Origin of the sequence: Teredinibacter franksiae (assembly GCF_014218805.1) — a bacterium.
In the GTDB taxonomy this organism is placed as follows: domain Bacteria; phylum Pseudomonadota; class Gammaproteobacteria; order Pseudomonadales; family Cellvibrionaceae; genus Teredinibacter; species Teredinibacter franksiae.
In genome coordinates this window covers 3,324,525-3,339,952 of sequence record NZ_JACJUV010000001.1, presented here as the reverse complement: position 1 = coordinate 3,339,952, position 15,428 = coordinate 3,324,525, and the positions used below count along the sequence as shown (strand labels likewise).

At 48.0% G+C, this 15,428-nt stretch carries 14 protein-coding genes; 11 read left to right on the top strand and 3 right to left on the bottom strand.

Translation table 11 applies throughout. The features are described 5' to 3' along the window. Nucleotides 1-252: 252 nt before the first annotated feature. Together H5336_RS14190 and H5336_RS14185 are read left to right on the top strand one after the other, a co-directional pair. Nucleotides 253-1,440, top strand: a complete 1,188-nt coding sequence (locus H5336_RS14190) for a WecB/TagA/CpsF family glycosyltransferase (RefSeq protein ID WP_185234928.1) — start codon at nucleotides 253-255, stop codon at nucleotides 1,438-1,440. Between the two features lie 61 nt (nucleotides 1,441-1,501). Then, the gene (locus tag H5336_RS14185) at nucleotides 1,502-2,176 is read left to right on the top strand and encodes a sugar transferase (protein WP_185234927.1); all 675 of its coding nucleotides are present in this window, start codon (nucleotides 1,502-1,504) and stop codon (nucleotides 2,174-2,176) included. 7 nt (nucleotides 2,177-2,183) lie between these two features. On the opposite strand, the gene H5336_RS14180 is transcribed toward H5336_RS14185, so the two are convergent. Beyond that, a complete protein-coding gene (locus H5336_RS14180; protein WP_185234926.1) occupies nucleotides 2,184-2,597 on the bottom strand; it encodes a hypothetical protein in 414 nt (137 codons plus the stop codon). A gap of 263 nt (nucleotides 2,598-2,860) precedes the next feature. Between H5336_RS14180 and H5336_RS14175 the strand changes: the two genes are divergently transcribed. The 8 genes from H5336_RS14175 to H5336_RS14140 all read left to right on the top strand — a co-directional run bounded on the left by H5336_RS14175 (nucleotide 2,861) and on the right by H5336_RS14140 (nucleotide 12,843). Beyond that, nucleotides 2,861-4,123 (top strand): polysaccharide biosynthesis/export family protein, encoded by a 1,263-nt coding sequence (locus tag H5336_RS14175; RefSeq protein ID WP_185234925.1) that lies wholly within the window; start codon nucleotides 2,861-2,863, stop codon nucleotides 4,121-4,123. 11 nt (nucleotides 4,124-4,134) lie between these two features. Continuing rightward, complete coding sequence (locus H5336_RS14170; RefSeq protein WP_185234924.1) at nucleotides 4,135-5,517, top strand: GumC family protein; 1,383 nt, start codon at nucleotides 4,135-4,137, stop codon at nucleotides 5,515-5,517. Continuing rightward, a complete protein-coding gene (locus tag H5336_RS14165; protein WP_185234923.1) occupies nucleotides 5,472-6,770 on the top strand; it encodes an O-antigen ligase family protein in 1,299 nt (432 codons plus the stop codon). Before H5336_RS14170 ends, H5336_RS14165 begins: the two co-directional genes overlap by 46 nt. A 26-nt stretch (nucleotides 6,771-6,796) precedes the next feature. Next, the gene (locus H5336_RS14160; RefSeq protein WP_185234922.1) at nucleotides 6,797-7,897 is read left to right on the top strand and encodes a polysaccharide pyruvyl transferase family protein; all 1,101 of its coding nucleotides are present in this window, start codon (nucleotides 6,797-6,799) and stop codon (nucleotides 7,895-7,897) included. Further along, a complete protein-coding gene (locus tag H5336_RS14155) occupies nucleotides 7,887-8,861 on the top strand; it encodes a glycosyltransferase family 2 protein (RefSeq protein WP_185234921.1) in 975 nt (324 codons plus the stop codon). The genes H5336_RS14160 and H5336_RS14155 overlap by 11 nt, the downstream gene beginning before the upstream one ends. A 249-nt stretch (nucleotides 8,862-9,110) precedes the next feature. Further along, nucleotides 9,111-11,084, top strand: a complete 1,974-nt coding sequence (locus H5336_RS14150; RefSeq protein WP_185234920.1) for an LruC domain-containing protein — start codon at nucleotides 9,111-9,113, stop codon at nucleotides 11,082-11,084. Nucleotides 11,085-11,111: 27 nt separating this feature from the next. Beyond that, nucleotides 11,112-11,672 carry a hypothetical protein gene (locus H5336_RS14145; protein WP_185234919.1) on the top strand — a complete coding sequence of 187 codons (561 nt, stop codon included), beginning with the start codon at nucleotides 11,112-11,114 and terminating at the stop codon, nucleotides 11,670-11,672. A gap of 448 nt (nucleotides 11,673-12,120) precedes the next feature. Beyond that, nucleotides 12,121-12,843 (top strand): hypothetical protein, encoded by a 723-nt coding sequence (locus H5336_RS14140; protein ID WP_185234918.1) that lies wholly within the window; start codon nucleotides 12,121-12,123, stop codon nucleotides 12,841-12,843. Nucleotides 12,844-13,031: 188 nt separating this feature from the next. Here H5336_RS14140 and H5336_RS14135 read toward each other — a convergent pair whose 3' ends face one another. Both H5336_RS14135 and H5336_RS14130 read right to left on the bottom strand, forming a co-directional pair. Continuing rightward, nucleotides 13,032-13,574, bottom strand: coding sequence for a chorismate--pyruvate lyase family protein (locus tag H5336_RS14135; protein WP_185234917.1), 543 nt, complete (start codon nucleotides 13,572-13,574; stop codon nucleotides 13,032-13,034). Nucleotides 13,575-13,582: 8 nt separating this feature from the next. After that, complete coding sequence (locus H5336_RS14130; RefSeq protein ID WP_185234916.1) at nucleotides 13,583-13,870, bottom strand: TMEM165/GDT1 family protein; 288 nt, start codon at nucleotides 13,868-13,870, stop codon at nucleotides 13,583-13,585. Between the two features lie 157 nt (nucleotides 13,871-14,027). Between H5336_RS14130 and H5336_RS14125 the strand changes: the two genes are divergently transcribed. After that, the gene (locus H5336_RS14125; RefSeq protein ID WP_185234915.1) at nucleotides 14,028-15,308 is read left to right on the top strand and encodes an aspartate aminotransferase type Ic; all 1,281 of its coding nucleotides are present in this window, start codon (nucleotides 14,028-14,030) and stop codon (nucleotides 15,306-15,308) included. The last annotated feature ends 120 nt before the right edge of the window (nucleotides 15,309-15,428 follow it).

Here is a 15,428-nt window from a genome sequence, read left to right as displayed (position 1 = left end):
ATTTCAATTTATTAAAAAATATATACTTTTCTCACATACCGGCTCACATACCGGTTTGCAAATTGATTTGCAATCTGCAAATCGCCAACAACAAAAAACCAGAAATATCCATTTTACTTATTAAAAACAATGATTTAAAAAACTTATTTAGGATGGCACGGCTACTGCAATAGACCCTTTACAAATCAAAACGAGGGTAGCGCCATGCACCAATTAAGCAGACCAGCCAGACGAAGAATAAACAGTTTTGAAATGTTTGAAGCATGCGTAGCCTGTTCGATCATCATAATTGTTTCACCCATATTTGTGATTAACGGCATACTCGCCGCTATCAATGGATCCCCCTACCTCAGGCAGTCCATTATTCAGGATGCCGTGGGTCGACAAATTGTTTTTTTACAGTGGCCGTATGGCATTCTCAAAAACACCCTACTTTTATTGAATGTTATTCGCGGCGATATCAGCTTATGCGGCGTAAGCCTTAAACATGCCTGCCACGATGATGCACTAGCGCCATTAACATCACTAAAGCCTGGTTTATTCAGCCTGCACGGTCAACGCCAGCTAATTGGTAATATTGAAATGACTCATGGTGAAACGATCCGCTTTCACGAGAGCCACAACAGCTTCCATTTTAATTTATCCATTATGGCTAAAACATTGCTTTGCCATGCGATCTACCAAGGTAACGCTTTACCCACACCATCAACGTTCAACCTGTTTGGCATAAAAATCCATAACGCCACAGCCAAGAGTGCTGTAGACACTATTCTTTCTGCGCCGAAAGAAACTTGCCGATCAGTATTTTTCGTTAACGTAAATTCAGTAAATATAGCCGTAAGGAATAATGCCTTTACTTCAGCATTGAACAATGCCGACATGGTATTGGCAGACGGATCCGGTGTTCGCTTGGGTGCCCGCCGAATGGGTGTAAAACTGCGTGAAAATGTAAATGGTACGGATCTTTTACCCCATATTTGTAAAGGCGCTTCAAAAAGAAAACTGTCGATATTCATGCTCGGATCAGCACCTGGAGTAGCCGAAAAAGCCGCAAAAAATCTTCAACAACAGTGGCCCCAGCTAGATATCGCCGGTATTCATCACGGGTATTTCGACAAAAATCATTCTGATGAAGTCATCGACATGATAAATGCCTCCGGTGCCGATATTTGCCTAGTGGCAATGGGCTCCCCCGTTCAGGAGCAGTGGGTGGAAAGTCATCAACATCAACTCAACATCCGAACCATTATCGCGGTGGGCGGATTGTTCGATTTCTACTCTGGCAATATTCGCAGAGCACCACCGTGGATGCGCGAGATAGGTATGGAATGGATTTTTCGCCTACTGATGGAACCACGAGCAAAGTTTAACCGCTACGTAATGGGCAACCCCCTTTACCTACTGCGTTTGGCTTTTTATAACCGCCCAACTAGCCACTAGCAAGATCAACAACCCCATATTTTTTAGACTTAAGTCGAAAGCCTTTATTGGAGTTACAGCCATGTTAAATTATCAGCCATCTGCGTTCTCAAAATTTATTTCTTCATTCTCTCAGCACCCTTGGTTTGCCCCCGGTCAGCCCGGTTTATCTCCAAGTATTCAGCGTACTGCCGCCGCCGCAGGGCTTGTTGTGCTTTCCCCCATATTACTGCTCGTGTGCTTGGCGATACGTTTGGAAAGTAAAGGTTCGGCAATTTTCTGCCAACAAAGAGTGGGTAAAAATGGTGAGGAATTTAAGTTATATAAATTTCGCTCTATGTATGGTGCAGATCATCCCAGTCATATCGAAGTACAGAATAAGCAGAGTGATCGTGAGGGTGTGTGCAAAAAACATTTTAGCGATCCCCGTGTTACTCCCATTGGTCAAATTATTCGCAAACTGTCCATAGACGAACTACCGCAATTATTGAATGTAGTGAAAGGTGAGATGGCCTTGGTTGGTCCTCGTCCCGCACTGCCACAGGAAGTTGCGGTATACGATTATAAAGCTCGACGGCGATTGCAGGTAACGCCGGGCTTGACCGGTTTATGGCAGGTATCTGGCCGGGCCGACACTACATTCGAACAGCAGATTGATCTGGACCTCCGTTACGTAACCAGTAAAAGCCTTTTACTGGATATTAATATTTTGTTGAAAACCTTGCCCGCGGTGATAAGTGGTCGCGGTGCGTACTAAGAGTACCCTAAAGATCCTTAAAAAAATCAAACAGGTGTTGATCTGGGAACAGATCAACACCTAAAATACTTTTTATACCATATACAATTATTAACAATATCGGCACGGCCGCCGCCAGCATAAAGTACGCAAATACAAAAGTGCTGAGCCCCTGCATGTGCACCATCCTTTTTTGTTCCTTTGCTCGGGTGTCCAACCTGCGGTCTTTGCCCATCAAAATAACAAAATAGAGTTTTAGAAAATACAGCGGTAACACTCCTCGAATATCGATGGCATGCTGACGAAAAGGCGCATTTGCACTAACCGCCGTGCGAATTGCGCGCAACTGAACAAGATTTAAAGTTTTAGTAACCTCAGGGTCAATAGCGCTCATAACATGGTGCGTATAGACGTCTATATTTCGCTTACTATTACGGGTCATGGTGATCTCTCATCTAAAAAATGCAGGCTTCTGTGAATGCGCCACACCAACAGTGCAACGTCATTTTCGCCGCCAACACTAAAAAAGCCACTACACATCAGCCTCTCACGTTTTTGCAAAGTGCAAATTGCGCAATTTAGCTATTTGCAGATTACGAATATGCATCTTCAAATTTTCGCTCGACATACATTTTACTATGTAAATCAATAACTTAAGATATGGCACGACCCATGCAATATTAAAGAAAATGTTGCGAGGTCACTATGCTATCTTCATCTATTCTAAAGTCAGTCTTCTTGGTTAGCTGCCTGTTTACCACCGCGTGTACGCAGCACCACGCCTTAAGATCCCCCGTAGATGCCGATGGTGAATTTTATGGCCAGTCGGGCGATAGCGGTCACCATGTTGCCCATGACGGAAGTCAACGCCACGTGTTCGCCTCTAACCTGAATTGCGAAGATTCAGGCGATAACTATAGAACAGCACATTTTCGAGCAGACCACGCGTTAGATCCGTCTCAGAAATCCAAATTCGCCACGCCTCCCAGCTATGCTTTTAATCGTGGTATACCCCTCAGCCCCGGGGACATGCTGGAAGTACAAATCGAAAACGGTGAGGGCTTTAATAACGAATATGTTTTAAACCCCGATGGCTCCCTGCATATACCCCTGCTTTTACCCATTGCCTCCGCCGGCCTTACCGTTCAACAGCTCGCTGAAAAAATTGAGATGGCACTGGTTCGCGCAGAAATTTTTCGGCCCACTGCAGCCCGAGCCAGCGTTCGAGTAAAACACTGGGCACCGGTGAACATTGGTGTGAGCGGTGCGGTATTTAACCCTGGCCGAGTCACCATTAACGAGAATAGCCAAGAAAGCATTGTCAGTGAACGCCTCAGCGCTATTGGCGATTTTGCCGCTAAGCGTTCGATTGTAGAAGCTATTCGTGCGGCTTCCGGTATTCGTCCGGATGCCAAACTAGATCAAGTGATCTTGTTACGCCGTGGCTGGCAGGTTGAGCTGGACCTCTCCGGTGTTATGCAGGGCAAACCCGTGCAAGACGTAGCGCTAGTAGACGGCGATCAAATCATTGTGCCCACCACCGGTTGCTTTCAATCCAGTCTCGCACGCCCCTCGCAGGTTACACCACGTGGCTTTCGCGTATTTATGTCTAACTTAACCCAACCCGCGAACGATAATTCAGGCGCAGCGATTGGTCGCTACAGCAGTAACTTGCCCTACGGCTCAACCCTTCTTCAAGCCGCCGTTTCTGCAAACTGCGTGGGCGGCACCCAGTTTGTTAACGCGCCACGTAAAATAGTGCTCTCCAGTAAAAACCCCATCACCGATCAAATGCAGGTCATTGAACGTTCGGTCGAATCTCTTCTGCGATTTCCTCACCGCGAGGACATTAATCCTCATCTGATGCCCAATGACGCCATCGCCTGTTATGACTCGGACGCTTCAAACCTACGGGATATTGCCCGCAGTGTCAGCGAGATCATCTCCCCGATCCTACTGATGTTTTAGAGGGCTAAACGATGAATACGCTTCCCGTACTAGCAACACACCAAGGCCGATTTAGCCGCCGCTTTCGTCAATACAAATACCTATGGGTATCCCTGCTTGCGACCCTCATCGTGGCTGGGCTAGTGGTCGCCTATCTCAGTAAATCCCCCGTTTACGCAAGCGCCTTAAGTGTGGTTCTGCCCGGGTCTGGCAGTTCCAGTAACTTTGCTATCGACGACGTTGGATCAGCCTCACAGTCTACCCGCACGCCATTTTCAAGTATCGCCTTCAACCCGCTGGTGAACTATAAAGAGATTTTCAAAAGCCGGGGCGTAATACAAAGTGCAGCCGCACGCTTGGGGGTTCACCCCACAGCATTAACACCACCTCGTATCGAGCTGCGCGAGCGTACTTCCATTATTTACATCCACGCCGATGGTGGCTCCGCTGAATCGGCACAGCGATATGCCTGGGCTTTATTTGACTCTTTTCAGGAGGAACTCGAACGCCTGCGTCAGGATGAAATGTTGCGAAGAGACAACAGTATTTCCTCGGTAATGGAGCAATACCGCTTGCGGCTTATGCAAACCCGACAGGCCATCGTTGATTTTCAACAACGTTCACTGCTGGTCTCTGGCGAACAAGTTACACAACTCATGCACACGCTTACCAATATCAATGAGCGGCGTATATCTGTTCAATCTAGCGTCCGCAACGCCCATGATTTTGTTCGCCAGCTAGGGATTGATTTAGGGGTATCCCCCGCTCTGGCTGGGCAAGCGTTTCGCCTGCAAAGTGATCCCGAATTCCGAGGCTACCTGAAAGAACTGGACACCAGCGCCATGAAAGTAGCCGAGTATTCCAGCCTATGGGGCAGTAAACACCCCAAGGTGGTGGCACAAAACCTACGCTACGATACAGCACAGCAATCGCTGAAGTTTAGGAGTACCAAGTTGGTTGGCACTCAATCGGCCGAAATTCTGCACAACATCGATCTAGCCTCAAGTATCCATCGGGCAGAGCTGTTCGCTTCACTAATGGAGAATTACGCAAAACTTCAGGGCCTTCAAGCAGAGAGCACTCAGCTAGATATTACTGAAACTAAACTCGAAGACCGACTTAAAGTGTTTACCCGTGAGTCGGCTGAATTAGAGCGGCTAGAACGTGAACACGCACTTGCCGAAGCCGTATTTACCTCGGCTGCGGTCAAACTGGAAGCGGGTAAATCGGACATTTTTGCTTCTTACCCAGCCTTACAGATGCTGGGTTTACCGTCATTACCCTATGCCCCCAAAAGCCCTAACACCACTATCGCTATCGCCATTGGCGCAATGGCGATTCTCTTTATTCTGTTTGGATTATTCACCGCATGGCACCGTCAATATTTAATCAGCTTACTGCTGAAGAACAGCTAGTTTATTCTGCACTGATATTCAGCTACCCCATTTATGTAGTCGGGGGGCTCTATGTACTGGGATCTGTACTTGGCTGGGCACTGCTGGGGGTTTTCTTGCTGCGCGTTTACCTGCTGGGTAAAGCCAAATTCCCTGTGCCCATTCTGGCCTTAGTCTCACCCATAGTGTGGTTCTGGATATTAGCCATGCTAGTAATGCTAGCTGCCCTACTCATTGCCCATATCGACCGACAACTCGGTACGGGTGCCACAATTAAATCGACAATCGGTTGGGCCAAAGGCTGGGCACTGCTCGCACTTTTCCCGCTACTCGGTTGCATCACCACTATACGTCCACAGGTCGTCACCCGAGGTGTATGCGTCGCCGCGGCCAGTGCTATTCCCTTCGCCCTTCTGGGCATAGCAGCCTACGTAATTGGCCTGTCGGGGGAATTGTATATGTCCCCCTTCAAAGTCATCGGCGGCCCAGAAGAAGCCTTTCGAGTCAGGCTATTTGGCATAAACCCTGAAACCGGTATGGCCCGCTGGCAATTTACTGGCCCCTGGGCTCCGGCGGCAGGACTATTGAGCTGCTTTCAACTGGTGATATGTCTACAGGAATCTAATCGAAGATGGCGTTTACTGGGTATTGCCGGCGCACTCACTATGTGCCTGCTGTGCCAGTCGCGGGCCGGCTGGGCTATATTCATTGCGATTGTGCCCATTATGATTTTACTCAGCACGCTCAAACATCCCCTCAGCTGGATAGCCGCCGCCATTATTCTGCCCGCCCTCGTGTTACTAGGTGAACCCATTTACCAGTGGGTTTTGGAGTCTTATACCCAGGTTAAAGAAAGTCGCCCCGGCTCTACCCGTGTGCGCGGCACTCTCGCGAGGCTGGCATTACAACGCTGGGAAAATGAAGCGCCCATATGGGGCCACGGTACCGTCGAACGCGGGCCGAAGATTGTTGAGTATATGCCAATCGGCACTCACCACTCCTGGTACGGGTTGCTCTTTGTCAAAGGCATTGTGGGTCTATTTGCCCTAGCATTACCGCTGGCACTCACGTCTATTTACATGCTTATCGCCGCACAAAAATCAAAAACGGCACGAACGGCGCTAGGTATTTGCGTAATCATGCTGAGCTACAGTTTTTTCGAAAACCTAGAAATACTCGCTTACATCTACTGGCCAGCACTGCTTTGGCTGGGTATCAGCTTACGCCCACAAATCAACCACACTGGCACTACTCTTGCTCCAGGTAGAGTATAAATAATCATTCGACTAAGAGGTAAAATATGAGTCATAAAGCTTATTTGTGCGGTTATTACGGCATGCAGAATTCAGGAGACGACGCACTCCTGGCAAGCACCGTTTGGGGCGCACAGAAATTCTATCGTTATAGCGATTTCGTTGTCAGCACACCACAACCACTTCATATTGATGGTGCCGGGAGCTTCTCCGCCACCTTAAAAGCCCAGCAAAGGTTCCGTGGTCAAAACAGGCTTTTGCAATATGGAAAATCTGTGGGCTGTAATCGCGTTTTCTTTGGTGGAGGCTCAGTACTGCACAACGAACACGACATTGGTATTAAACGCGACCTAATCAAACTCAGCGCTCGAAGAAAAGCCATAGGCGTAGGTATTGGCATAGGCCCGTTTAAAAACAATAAAGCCGAAATTGCCTGTGCAAAACTGTTAAACGAATGTGCCTTTGTTGGCGTTCGCGATTGGCATAGTTATGACATCGCAAGCACCATCGCCCCCAGCGCTAATGTGAAGCTCACATTCGATCTTGCGCCGCTATTAAAAATGTCTAAGAAAATACAGCCTGCCCAACGCGCAAGAGAAGGTATTGCCATATCGCTATGTCCCAAAGAGCGCCTTAGTGGACTCAACGAGGAGCGTGAAACCCAACGTCTGAAATCGCTGGCAGCCGCCCTCAGTAAAGTGTACAGACAAACCGGCAAGCGCTTCACCTTCCTGGATTTTAATGGCCACGAAACCCTCGGTGACAAGGCTATACATAAAGAACTCATTGCGCTTCTGCCCAAAAACGCCGTGGCTGAACATATTAGCTACAACCCGAACCCACATAACGTTCTTGCAAATTTAGGCCGTTTTGAGCTGGTGCTGGGGATGCGTTTACATGCGGCTATTCTTGCATTTTTAGCCGAGTCACCGGTTTTTTCGCTGAATTACCACAGTAAATGTAACGGCTGGTGCGAACAAGTTGGTATTCCCAAAGCGTATCAATTTGATGCGGAAAACATAGACCCCGAATGTTTATCTGAAACAATGTTGCACGCTCTCGATCAAGGGTTCGAAACACCAGAGTTAACAGTTCCTCAAGCCGTGAGTATGGCCATGTCCAACTGGAGTAACGTAAATGAAAGCTAAATGCCCCACAATTTCAGTGGTCATCCCCCTTTACAACAAAGAGCTACATATCGTGAAAACGCTCATATCCGTAGCCGCTCAAACATATTCGGCACATGAAATACTGGTAATAGACGATGGCTCAACAGATAAAAGCGCAGCCGCCGTTGCCGAAGCAATAGCGCATAACCCCGCCCTGTACAAAACACGGTTAATCCACCAAACCAATGGCGGCGTATCCTCGGCACGCAACACGGGCATTAAAGAAGCAACGGGCAGCCATATTGCTTTTTTAGATGCAGACGACCACTGGCTACCAGGCTTTATAGAGAAATTAGTGGTGTTAATCCGGCAGTTCCCGCGCGCGCGCGCGCAGGCCACCAACTACTACAAACAACAAGCCGGAAAAAGAATACAACCGAAAATCCGAATGAATAGTAGAACCGATAAAAACTCTATTTTAAATAACTATTTTTCAATATCTGCTCGTGGCGATTTACCCTTTATGACATCATCAGTTTGTATAGAGAAAACCCTGCTAAACGAAATAGGAGGGTTCCCACTGAACGAACCCATGGGTGAGGATCAAGACGTTTGGTCAAAAGTGGCTTTAAAAACCGATATCGCGTACAGCCCAGTTCAACTTTCAGTTTATCAACTTGATGCCAACAACAGAGCCTGCAACGCCATTATCAGTTATCAGGAATGCCCTTTCAGTCGACGCCTACTAAAGGGCGTGACCCTCAATCAAATACCCAGAGAGTTACACACAGCAGTACTGGCTTACACCGCCACACATTTAATTCACATTGCTGAAACACTGATAGCAAACGGCGAATTAAAAGCAGCCCATACCATTATGGCCGACCCAAGATTAAAGCTTCTACCCCTCAAGTCATTACGCTTGAGAACAAAATACAGGCTTTCCACCCTCAAACACTATGCAAGGCTTAACCCACTAACAACAAATCGCAGCCATTGCTGAATACTTACTCAAGCGAACAAAACCAAACAAGGCGCCAATGGCGCCTTGTTTGGTTTTGCATACTGACAGAACACTAACGGCAAGCTCTTTCGGTATTTTCATTATGCAAATCAATATGGGAAAAAATGCTCTAACTTCGATAAATATTAGGAAAAATCGTCATTTTCACCCACTAATTTAATTTTTCAACATTGGCACAGTTTTCGTAATACCTAGTTTATAGCTTAAACCCTTAAGGCAGGTATTACGATGATCTCCAACGAAATGAAAGCGCTAATTCTGGTGGCAGGCTGCATACTTGCCTCGCACAAATCCAACGCTACAGAAATGGTTGATGGACAATACATTTGGAATTTCTTATCGGGACAATCTTGGCCGTATGGCTACAATCAAAGTACCGGAAAGCCGGACCAATTAGCGTATGCCCGCAACGAGTATCCTACCGATTTTTTTAATCGCATTGCTAACGCACTGCCAGAAGCAAAAGTAAATGAAGCTTTTCTTACCGGTGACCAAGGCTCTAACATTACCTTACAGGAAGACGGCGAAGTTTCCGTTACCTTCTTACATGAAGGCGCAGGCTACCGGAATTCTTTCGGGTTTTTTACGTTTGATAAAAACAACCCGCCAACCACCCGTGAAGAAATAGATGAAACCGTTATTTTCCCCAACCTTTCATACCCTCACTTAACCAATGGCCACCGGGTAAACCTAGGGTACTTTGAAGCAGGAACCAGCATTGGTTTTTTTATTGCAGCTAACGGTTTTTGGTACGATACAGGTGTTAAGCCCTTTGCCGTACCTTACTACTACTCGCTCAAACACCTGAACCCAGACCCTACCAATGAGTTGAGACAGCACAACGTACTGCTGTTTGATGAAGACGTTGCCGAAGTGATTATTGGATTTGAAGATTTACCAAGGAGCTGGGGTGACAACGACTTTAATGACGCCGTCTTTTCTGTCAAAGCCTCACCTTCGACAGCCATTCAAACCGCTTCTCTAGTAAAGATCCCTGAAGCCAACGATAGCGATGCCGACGGTATCGCCGACAGTGAGGACGAGTTCCCAAACGACTACAGCCGCGCATTCAGTAGCTTTTTTCCCTCACAAACTGATTGGGTCACACTTGCCTATGAGGATAACTGGCCAGACATGGGCGACTACGATATGAACGACCTAGTCGTGCGTGAACGCATGCAAACCACCTACGATGCCAACGGCCATATTAGTGGTGTAATTATCCATGGCTATATAGATGCCCGAGGTGCCAGTCATCATAACGGCTTTGCCCTTCGACTGATGTCCGTCGCACCATCACAACTCGCCAACGCTAGCCTTAACATCGCAGGAAAAGTCTACGAAAAAAACGCCGAAGCAGGGCAGTCCGATTTGGTAATTGCCCTATGGCAAGATAGCCATACTTATACCAACACCGGGGAATCCGGAAGCTGCTCGCACTTCAATACAAAAACAGACTGCGCCACTTTCGACCCAGTAGCCTTCACCCTCGACATCAGTTTCAGCAACGCGCCACTGCAACTAAACCACTCAGATCTCGACTTCTTTATTTTTCGCACCGATTTTCGTAGCCGTGAGATTCACTTTGCGAATTATCCGCCCACCGACCTGTTTGATTCTAGCCAGCTGGGAAAAAACGATGACACTTCCAACCCCGAAACTAATCGCTATTTCAAGAACGCTACCAACCTGCCATGGGCGCTTAAAGTTACAACTAACTGGTGTTACCCCAAAGAGTATATCGATGTACTCTGGGCATTCCCTGAGTACGAAACCTGGGTAGAAAGCTCCGGACAGACCGCTCAGAACTGGTTTCACTCCTCGGCCCGCAATACCCACTACTTTTGCCGTGATGACAACCGCTTTGAACCCGTGTTACCGCCACAAAGTGCCAGCGCAGCCAGTGCGATTGATTGTAATATCATCGGTTTTTCACAGCTCGATGGGCAAATTCAAGTAGACGCTGAAATAGTAAACAACGGAGAAATCGACCTTCACAGCTGGAGCATAACCTTCGACTTAAGCCAAGCTGTCACCATTACTGACAGCTGGGGTGTTATCACTTCCTATAGTGAGGCGGGCGTACTGGTCGCAGAAAATTTGGGTTGGAACAGCCTACTGATACCAGGCAACACCCGTTCGATAGGCTTCCAAGCAACAAGCGACTTGGAGCTTAGCCGACCCACTTGCAGTGCACATTAATCACCAATTGAAATTGAGGGTAAATCGATGAAACTTTATATTCCAGCCATACTGACTCTGTATTGTTGTCTCTCCATCGGCTGCGGCGGCGGTAGCAGCACATCGGCCAGCTCTGCGCCAACCGGCGCAAGCACAGCTGCAAATATTACTGCGCCATTAGAGCCAACACCAACACCAACAAGCGCAGTAAAGGCCCCAAGCTACACACCAAGCCAAGAGCGTCTAACTGGCGAGGCCACTGATTCAACCGAACTGTATATCGAAGAAAGCTTTAACTTCGATTCAACCAAAACCCTTGTGTTGCGCATTACCGGTACCGACCTTTCCGGCTCGCCGGCTGCGGGCACACGGATAAAGGTGAAACAAGTAGACGCCCTCGTCTCCAGCTGGGATAACCCACAACTCAGCGAGGCCGCATTACTCACCACAGGCACCACAAACGATTCGGGCGAGTTTATTAGAACGCTGGAGGTGGCGGGCGATGTGGAAAAACTACTGCTCGAAATATCGCTGCTTGGCGTAGAAAATAGAGCGCTAGTAGCGCTTACAAACAGTAGCCCGCAACCAATAACCTACCATTTTCAATAATACCTATACACCGCTGTAGATATACCCACGGGATTGGCGCACAAGCCCGTGGGCTACTGTGCCCCCTACCCACCATAAAAAGCGTCGGCTTGTATTCCCCCAAAATTTACTGACCCGAGCCGTTATGCCGAATTGTTCTTCACCTTCAATAACCCGGCACCTATACTTTTCCTACAAAAGCCTTTAAAGAACTGTTTATGAAGTGGGCTTCACTCATGTATCCACACTTATACAGGAGTCGGTTTAACGCTTGTTTATGGCTCATGGCCAGCATAGTTACACCCCTTGCGTCTGCCACTGGAATAACCGCTGAACGTACGGTATTCACCTATAGAAATTCCGAAAGCGCATCGGATCAGCGCTTTGATTATGACACAGCTGCCCTCAGGCTAGCGCTGGAAAAACCAGCCATGTCTATGGTCCCTACTTACTCATCCCCAGCCCGGTAATGAATGTTCCCAGAGCAACGCTCTCTGCCAAGCGGGATCAATTCCCAAACTTTATGCTAAAGCTGAGTTACAGCGCTTCACCGGATCACCAAGGTTTAGCCAATGCTCCCTTTCCAGTAGACCTTGGAGTTGTTGGTTACAGAGTCTGTTTTACCAACCCAAAACACAAAACCCGTTTGCTGCGAGTAAAGAATTTACGCGACTTACAGGCCTATAACTTCGGCGTGGGCAGTGGCTGGGCAGAAATCGATATTTACAAAGCCAATCAGCTCAAGCATGTGGAATCACCCCTCTACACGAGCTTATTCACTATGCTGGCCAACGACCGCTTTTCATTATTTTGTCGCGGGGCCAATGAAGTACTCAGCGAGTTCAACAACAACCGTAATGTTGCCAACTTTTCCTTTAATAAATCCTTTGCACTGCACTATACCTTGCCGCGTTTTTTTTATTCTAGTGCGGCAAACACCGCTGCGTTAGAACGAGTGAATATTGGTTTAAGGAGGGCTTACAAAGATGGGTCGCTAATTGCCTTATGGCAAGAGCATTATCAGGAAAGCCTAGACTTTGCCAACCTCCCGGCCAGAAGAATCATCAAAATTAAGAACCCAGCACTTAAAAATTTCAATACAGATTTAGAACAATTTTTTTACGACCCGTTTTCGACGAGCTTAAATTCAATTAATGCGACAAGTAATAACACTAAAGAAAACCGCTATTAACTGATTTTAGCCTCTGCGCGATCTGGCAAGCCTCAGTGTAAGGCGGACTGCGCAGAGGAAGGCGGACTGCGCAGAGGAAGGCGGACTGCGCAGAGGAAGGCGGACTGCGCAGAGGAAGGCTGATTGCCTTTCCAAGCAGGCCAACGCTGCAATAGGGTTTGCCAGGCCGCGCCCTAAACCCGACGACGTTATTGGTAGATAGGCCGAGGAAAAAACTCTGTAATTTGAATAAAGGGCTGGTGCTCCATCACAATACGATAGGTTCGCCAAATCGATTCATCATCCGCCAGCGGCTCAGCAGCTCCGCCTTCACCTATCGCCACGATTTCCCTGTAGGTCTCCAGGCCACACTCTCGCAATAGCTCCCCTACTCCCACTCGCCCACCCTCAAGACTGGCTCTAAGTCCATCGGTAAGAAGTTCGGCGCATATAAGCGAAACCGCCGTGGCATAACATGTACCACTCTTTTCGCCAACAAGCTGCACGGTTCGCCTAAGTACCCTGTCGCCAACCTGGCGATTGATCACCGGCGCGGCTGTCGCAAGCGTTAAGTATTGCTGACCACAATTTTTAACTTTGACCGGCTCCCAAAAATAAGATTCCAGGCTTTTTGTAACCGTGCCATCGGTAGTCAGTAGCACACGCAAGAAAGCCGGCAGCCGCTGAAGTGACAGAGTGGTAGATTGATCATCTGCTTCGAGATAACCCGTAGATGTGAATAGCCTTGTCATTACCTTTCCTACTGTGACAGCTGTATTGCCCTAAACAGGGTGATCAACCCCAAAGCAAGAAAGCCAATGCCTGAGATCCAGGCCAGCATCTTCTCGTTCACCCAATGGCCAAACAAGCTTCCAGCAAAAACCCCAATACCGGTTGCGAGTACCAGCGCTAAGGAAACACCTATAAAAATAACCACCGGGCTGGCCGACTTGTTGGACGCAAAGAGCAAGGTCAATACTTGAGATTTATCTCCCAGCTCAGCTACAAAAGCGGTAAAAAACACCAACCCGAGAATTTTCACATCCATAAACAATCACCTAAATCAAATGACAAACGAGCATTCTACCACCGCACTGCGGAATTGACTGATTTACCCCAGCCTTCGCCTGTATAATCTTTCATCGATATGGGTTTGTTGCCGCCCAGGATTCAGGCAGCCGTTCACTCACTCTAAGGAGATAACATTGAATCTTAACAACGCCTCCGCCGAACAGCTCGCCGAGCTGGAAGAGCAACTTGCCGGCGAGTACGATGCTATCAAAACTCAGCAGCTTAATCTGGACTTAACCCGAGGAAAGCCTTCCTCCGAGCAACTCACACTTTCTAACGCTCTCGACGGTATTCTAAAAGGCGAGTACACCACAAGTAGCGGCGTGGATTGCCGCAACTATGGCGGGCTCGACGGTATTCCCGAGACCCAAACCATCGGTGCCAGCATTCTCGGCCTACCTCAGGAAAACGTATTGACCGGCGGCAATAGCAGCCTCACCCTTATGCATCAGGCCATGTCCGTGGCTCACTTCTTCGGTTTGCAAGGCCCTGGTTCAGCGTGGAGTAAAGAAGAGACAGTAAAGTTTATTTGCCCGGTTCCCGGCTATGACCGCCATTACTCGGTATGTGAACACTTAGGTATTGAAATGATCACCGTACCTATGACAGCTCAGGGCCCACACATGGATGAAGTGGAACGCCTAGTCGCCACCGACAGCGCCATCAAAGGCATGTGGTGCGTACCCAAATATTCCAATCCAACCGGCGTAATTTACAGCGAAGATACCGTCAAACGTATTGCCGCACTGGGCAACACCTCCGCCGCGAAAAACTTCCGCATATTTTGGGACAATGCCTACGGCGTGCACGACCTATCCGATCAACCCGTGCAGCTAACCAGTATTTGGGATGCCTGTGTAGCCGCCGGCACCGAAAACAGCGTTTTACAATTTGCTTCCACCTCAAAAATCACGTTCGCCGGTGCCGGTGTTGCTTTTTTGGGCGCAAGTGAAACGAACCTTAGTGGCTTCAAGCAATCACTAGGCTTTATGACTATTGGCCCCGACAAAATCAACCAGCTTCGTCACGCAAAATTTTTCGAGGAAGAGGGTTCTCTGCGCAGGCACATGAAAAAACACGCCGACATTATCAAACCTCGTTTTGCCTGCGTGCTCAAGCATCTAGAAACGGCCTTTACGGATAACGACCTAGGCGCGTGGGAATCAGCCAACGGCGGCTACTTTATTTCGTTTGATACCAAACCCGGGTTAGCGAAAGAAGTCGTAAAATTGGCGGGCGAAGCAGGTGTGAAGCTTACGCCTGCTGGTGCAACATTTCCCTATGGCAAAGACCCCAGCGATTGCAATATTCGTATTGCGCCCACCGTGCCTAGCGTTGAACAGGTAGATGCTGCGATGGAAGTGTTTGTGATTTGTGTAAAATTAGCGTCGGTTAGGCAAGCGCTTAACGGCTAACGTGATGCATGTTTGTTCCCATGCTCTTGCGTGGGAACACATTTTTTTATTTTTTTGCGGGGGGTTAATTTTTTATTCTGTTTTTCATTTTTTTATTCAACTATTGGTTCAACTCTAAAC

Coding starts and splice junctions, on each gene's coding strand:
- H5336_RS14190 (WP_185234928.1), top strand. CDS start 253: ATGTTTGAAGCATGCGTAGCCTGTTCGATCATCATAATTGTTTCACCC.
- H5336_RS14185 (WP_185234927.1), top strand. CDS start 1,502: ATGTTAAATTATCAGCCATCTGCGTTCTCAAAATTTATTTCTTCATTC.
- H5336_RS14180 (WP_185234926.1), bottom strand. CDS start 2,597: ATGACCCGTAATAGTAAGCGAAATATAGACGTCTATACGCACCATGTT.
- H5336_RS14175 (WP_185234925.1), top strand. CDS start 2,861: ATGCTATCTTCATCTATTCTAAAGTCAGTCTTCTTGGTTAGCTGCCTG.
- H5336_RS14170 (WP_185234924.1), top strand. CDS start 4,135: ATGAATACGCTTCCCGTACTAGCAACACACCAAGGCCGATTTAGCCGC.
- H5336_RS14165 (WP_185234923.1), top strand. CDS start 5,472: ATGGCACCGTCAATATTTAATCAGCTTACTGCTGAAGAACAGCTAGTT.
- H5336_RS14160 (WP_185234922.1), top strand. CDS start 6,797: ATGAGTCATAAAGCTTATTTGTGCGGTTATTACGGCATGCAGAATTCA.
- H5336_RS14155 (WP_185234921.1), top strand. CDS start 7,887: ATGAAAGCTAAATGCCCCACAATTTCAGTGGTCATCCCCCTTTACAAC.
- H5336_RS14150 (WP_185234920.1), top strand. CDS start 9,111: ATGATCTCCAACGAAATGAAAGCGCTAATTCTGGTGGCAGGCTGCATA.
- H5336_RS14145 (WP_185234919.1), top strand. CDS start 11,112: ATGAAACTTTATATTCCAGCCATACTGACTCTGTATTGTTGTCTCTCC.
- H5336_RS14140 (WP_185234918.1), top strand. CDS start 12,121: ATGAATGTTCCCAGAGCAACGCTCTCTGCCAAGCGGGATCAATTCCCA.
- H5336_RS14135 (WP_185234917.1), bottom strand. CDS start 13,574: ATGACAAGGCTATTCACATCTACGGGTTATCTCGAAGCAGATGATCAA.
- H5336_RS14130 (WP_185234916.1), bottom strand. CDS start 13,870: ATGGATGTGAAAATTCTCGGGTTGGTGTTTTTTACCGCTTTTGTAGCT.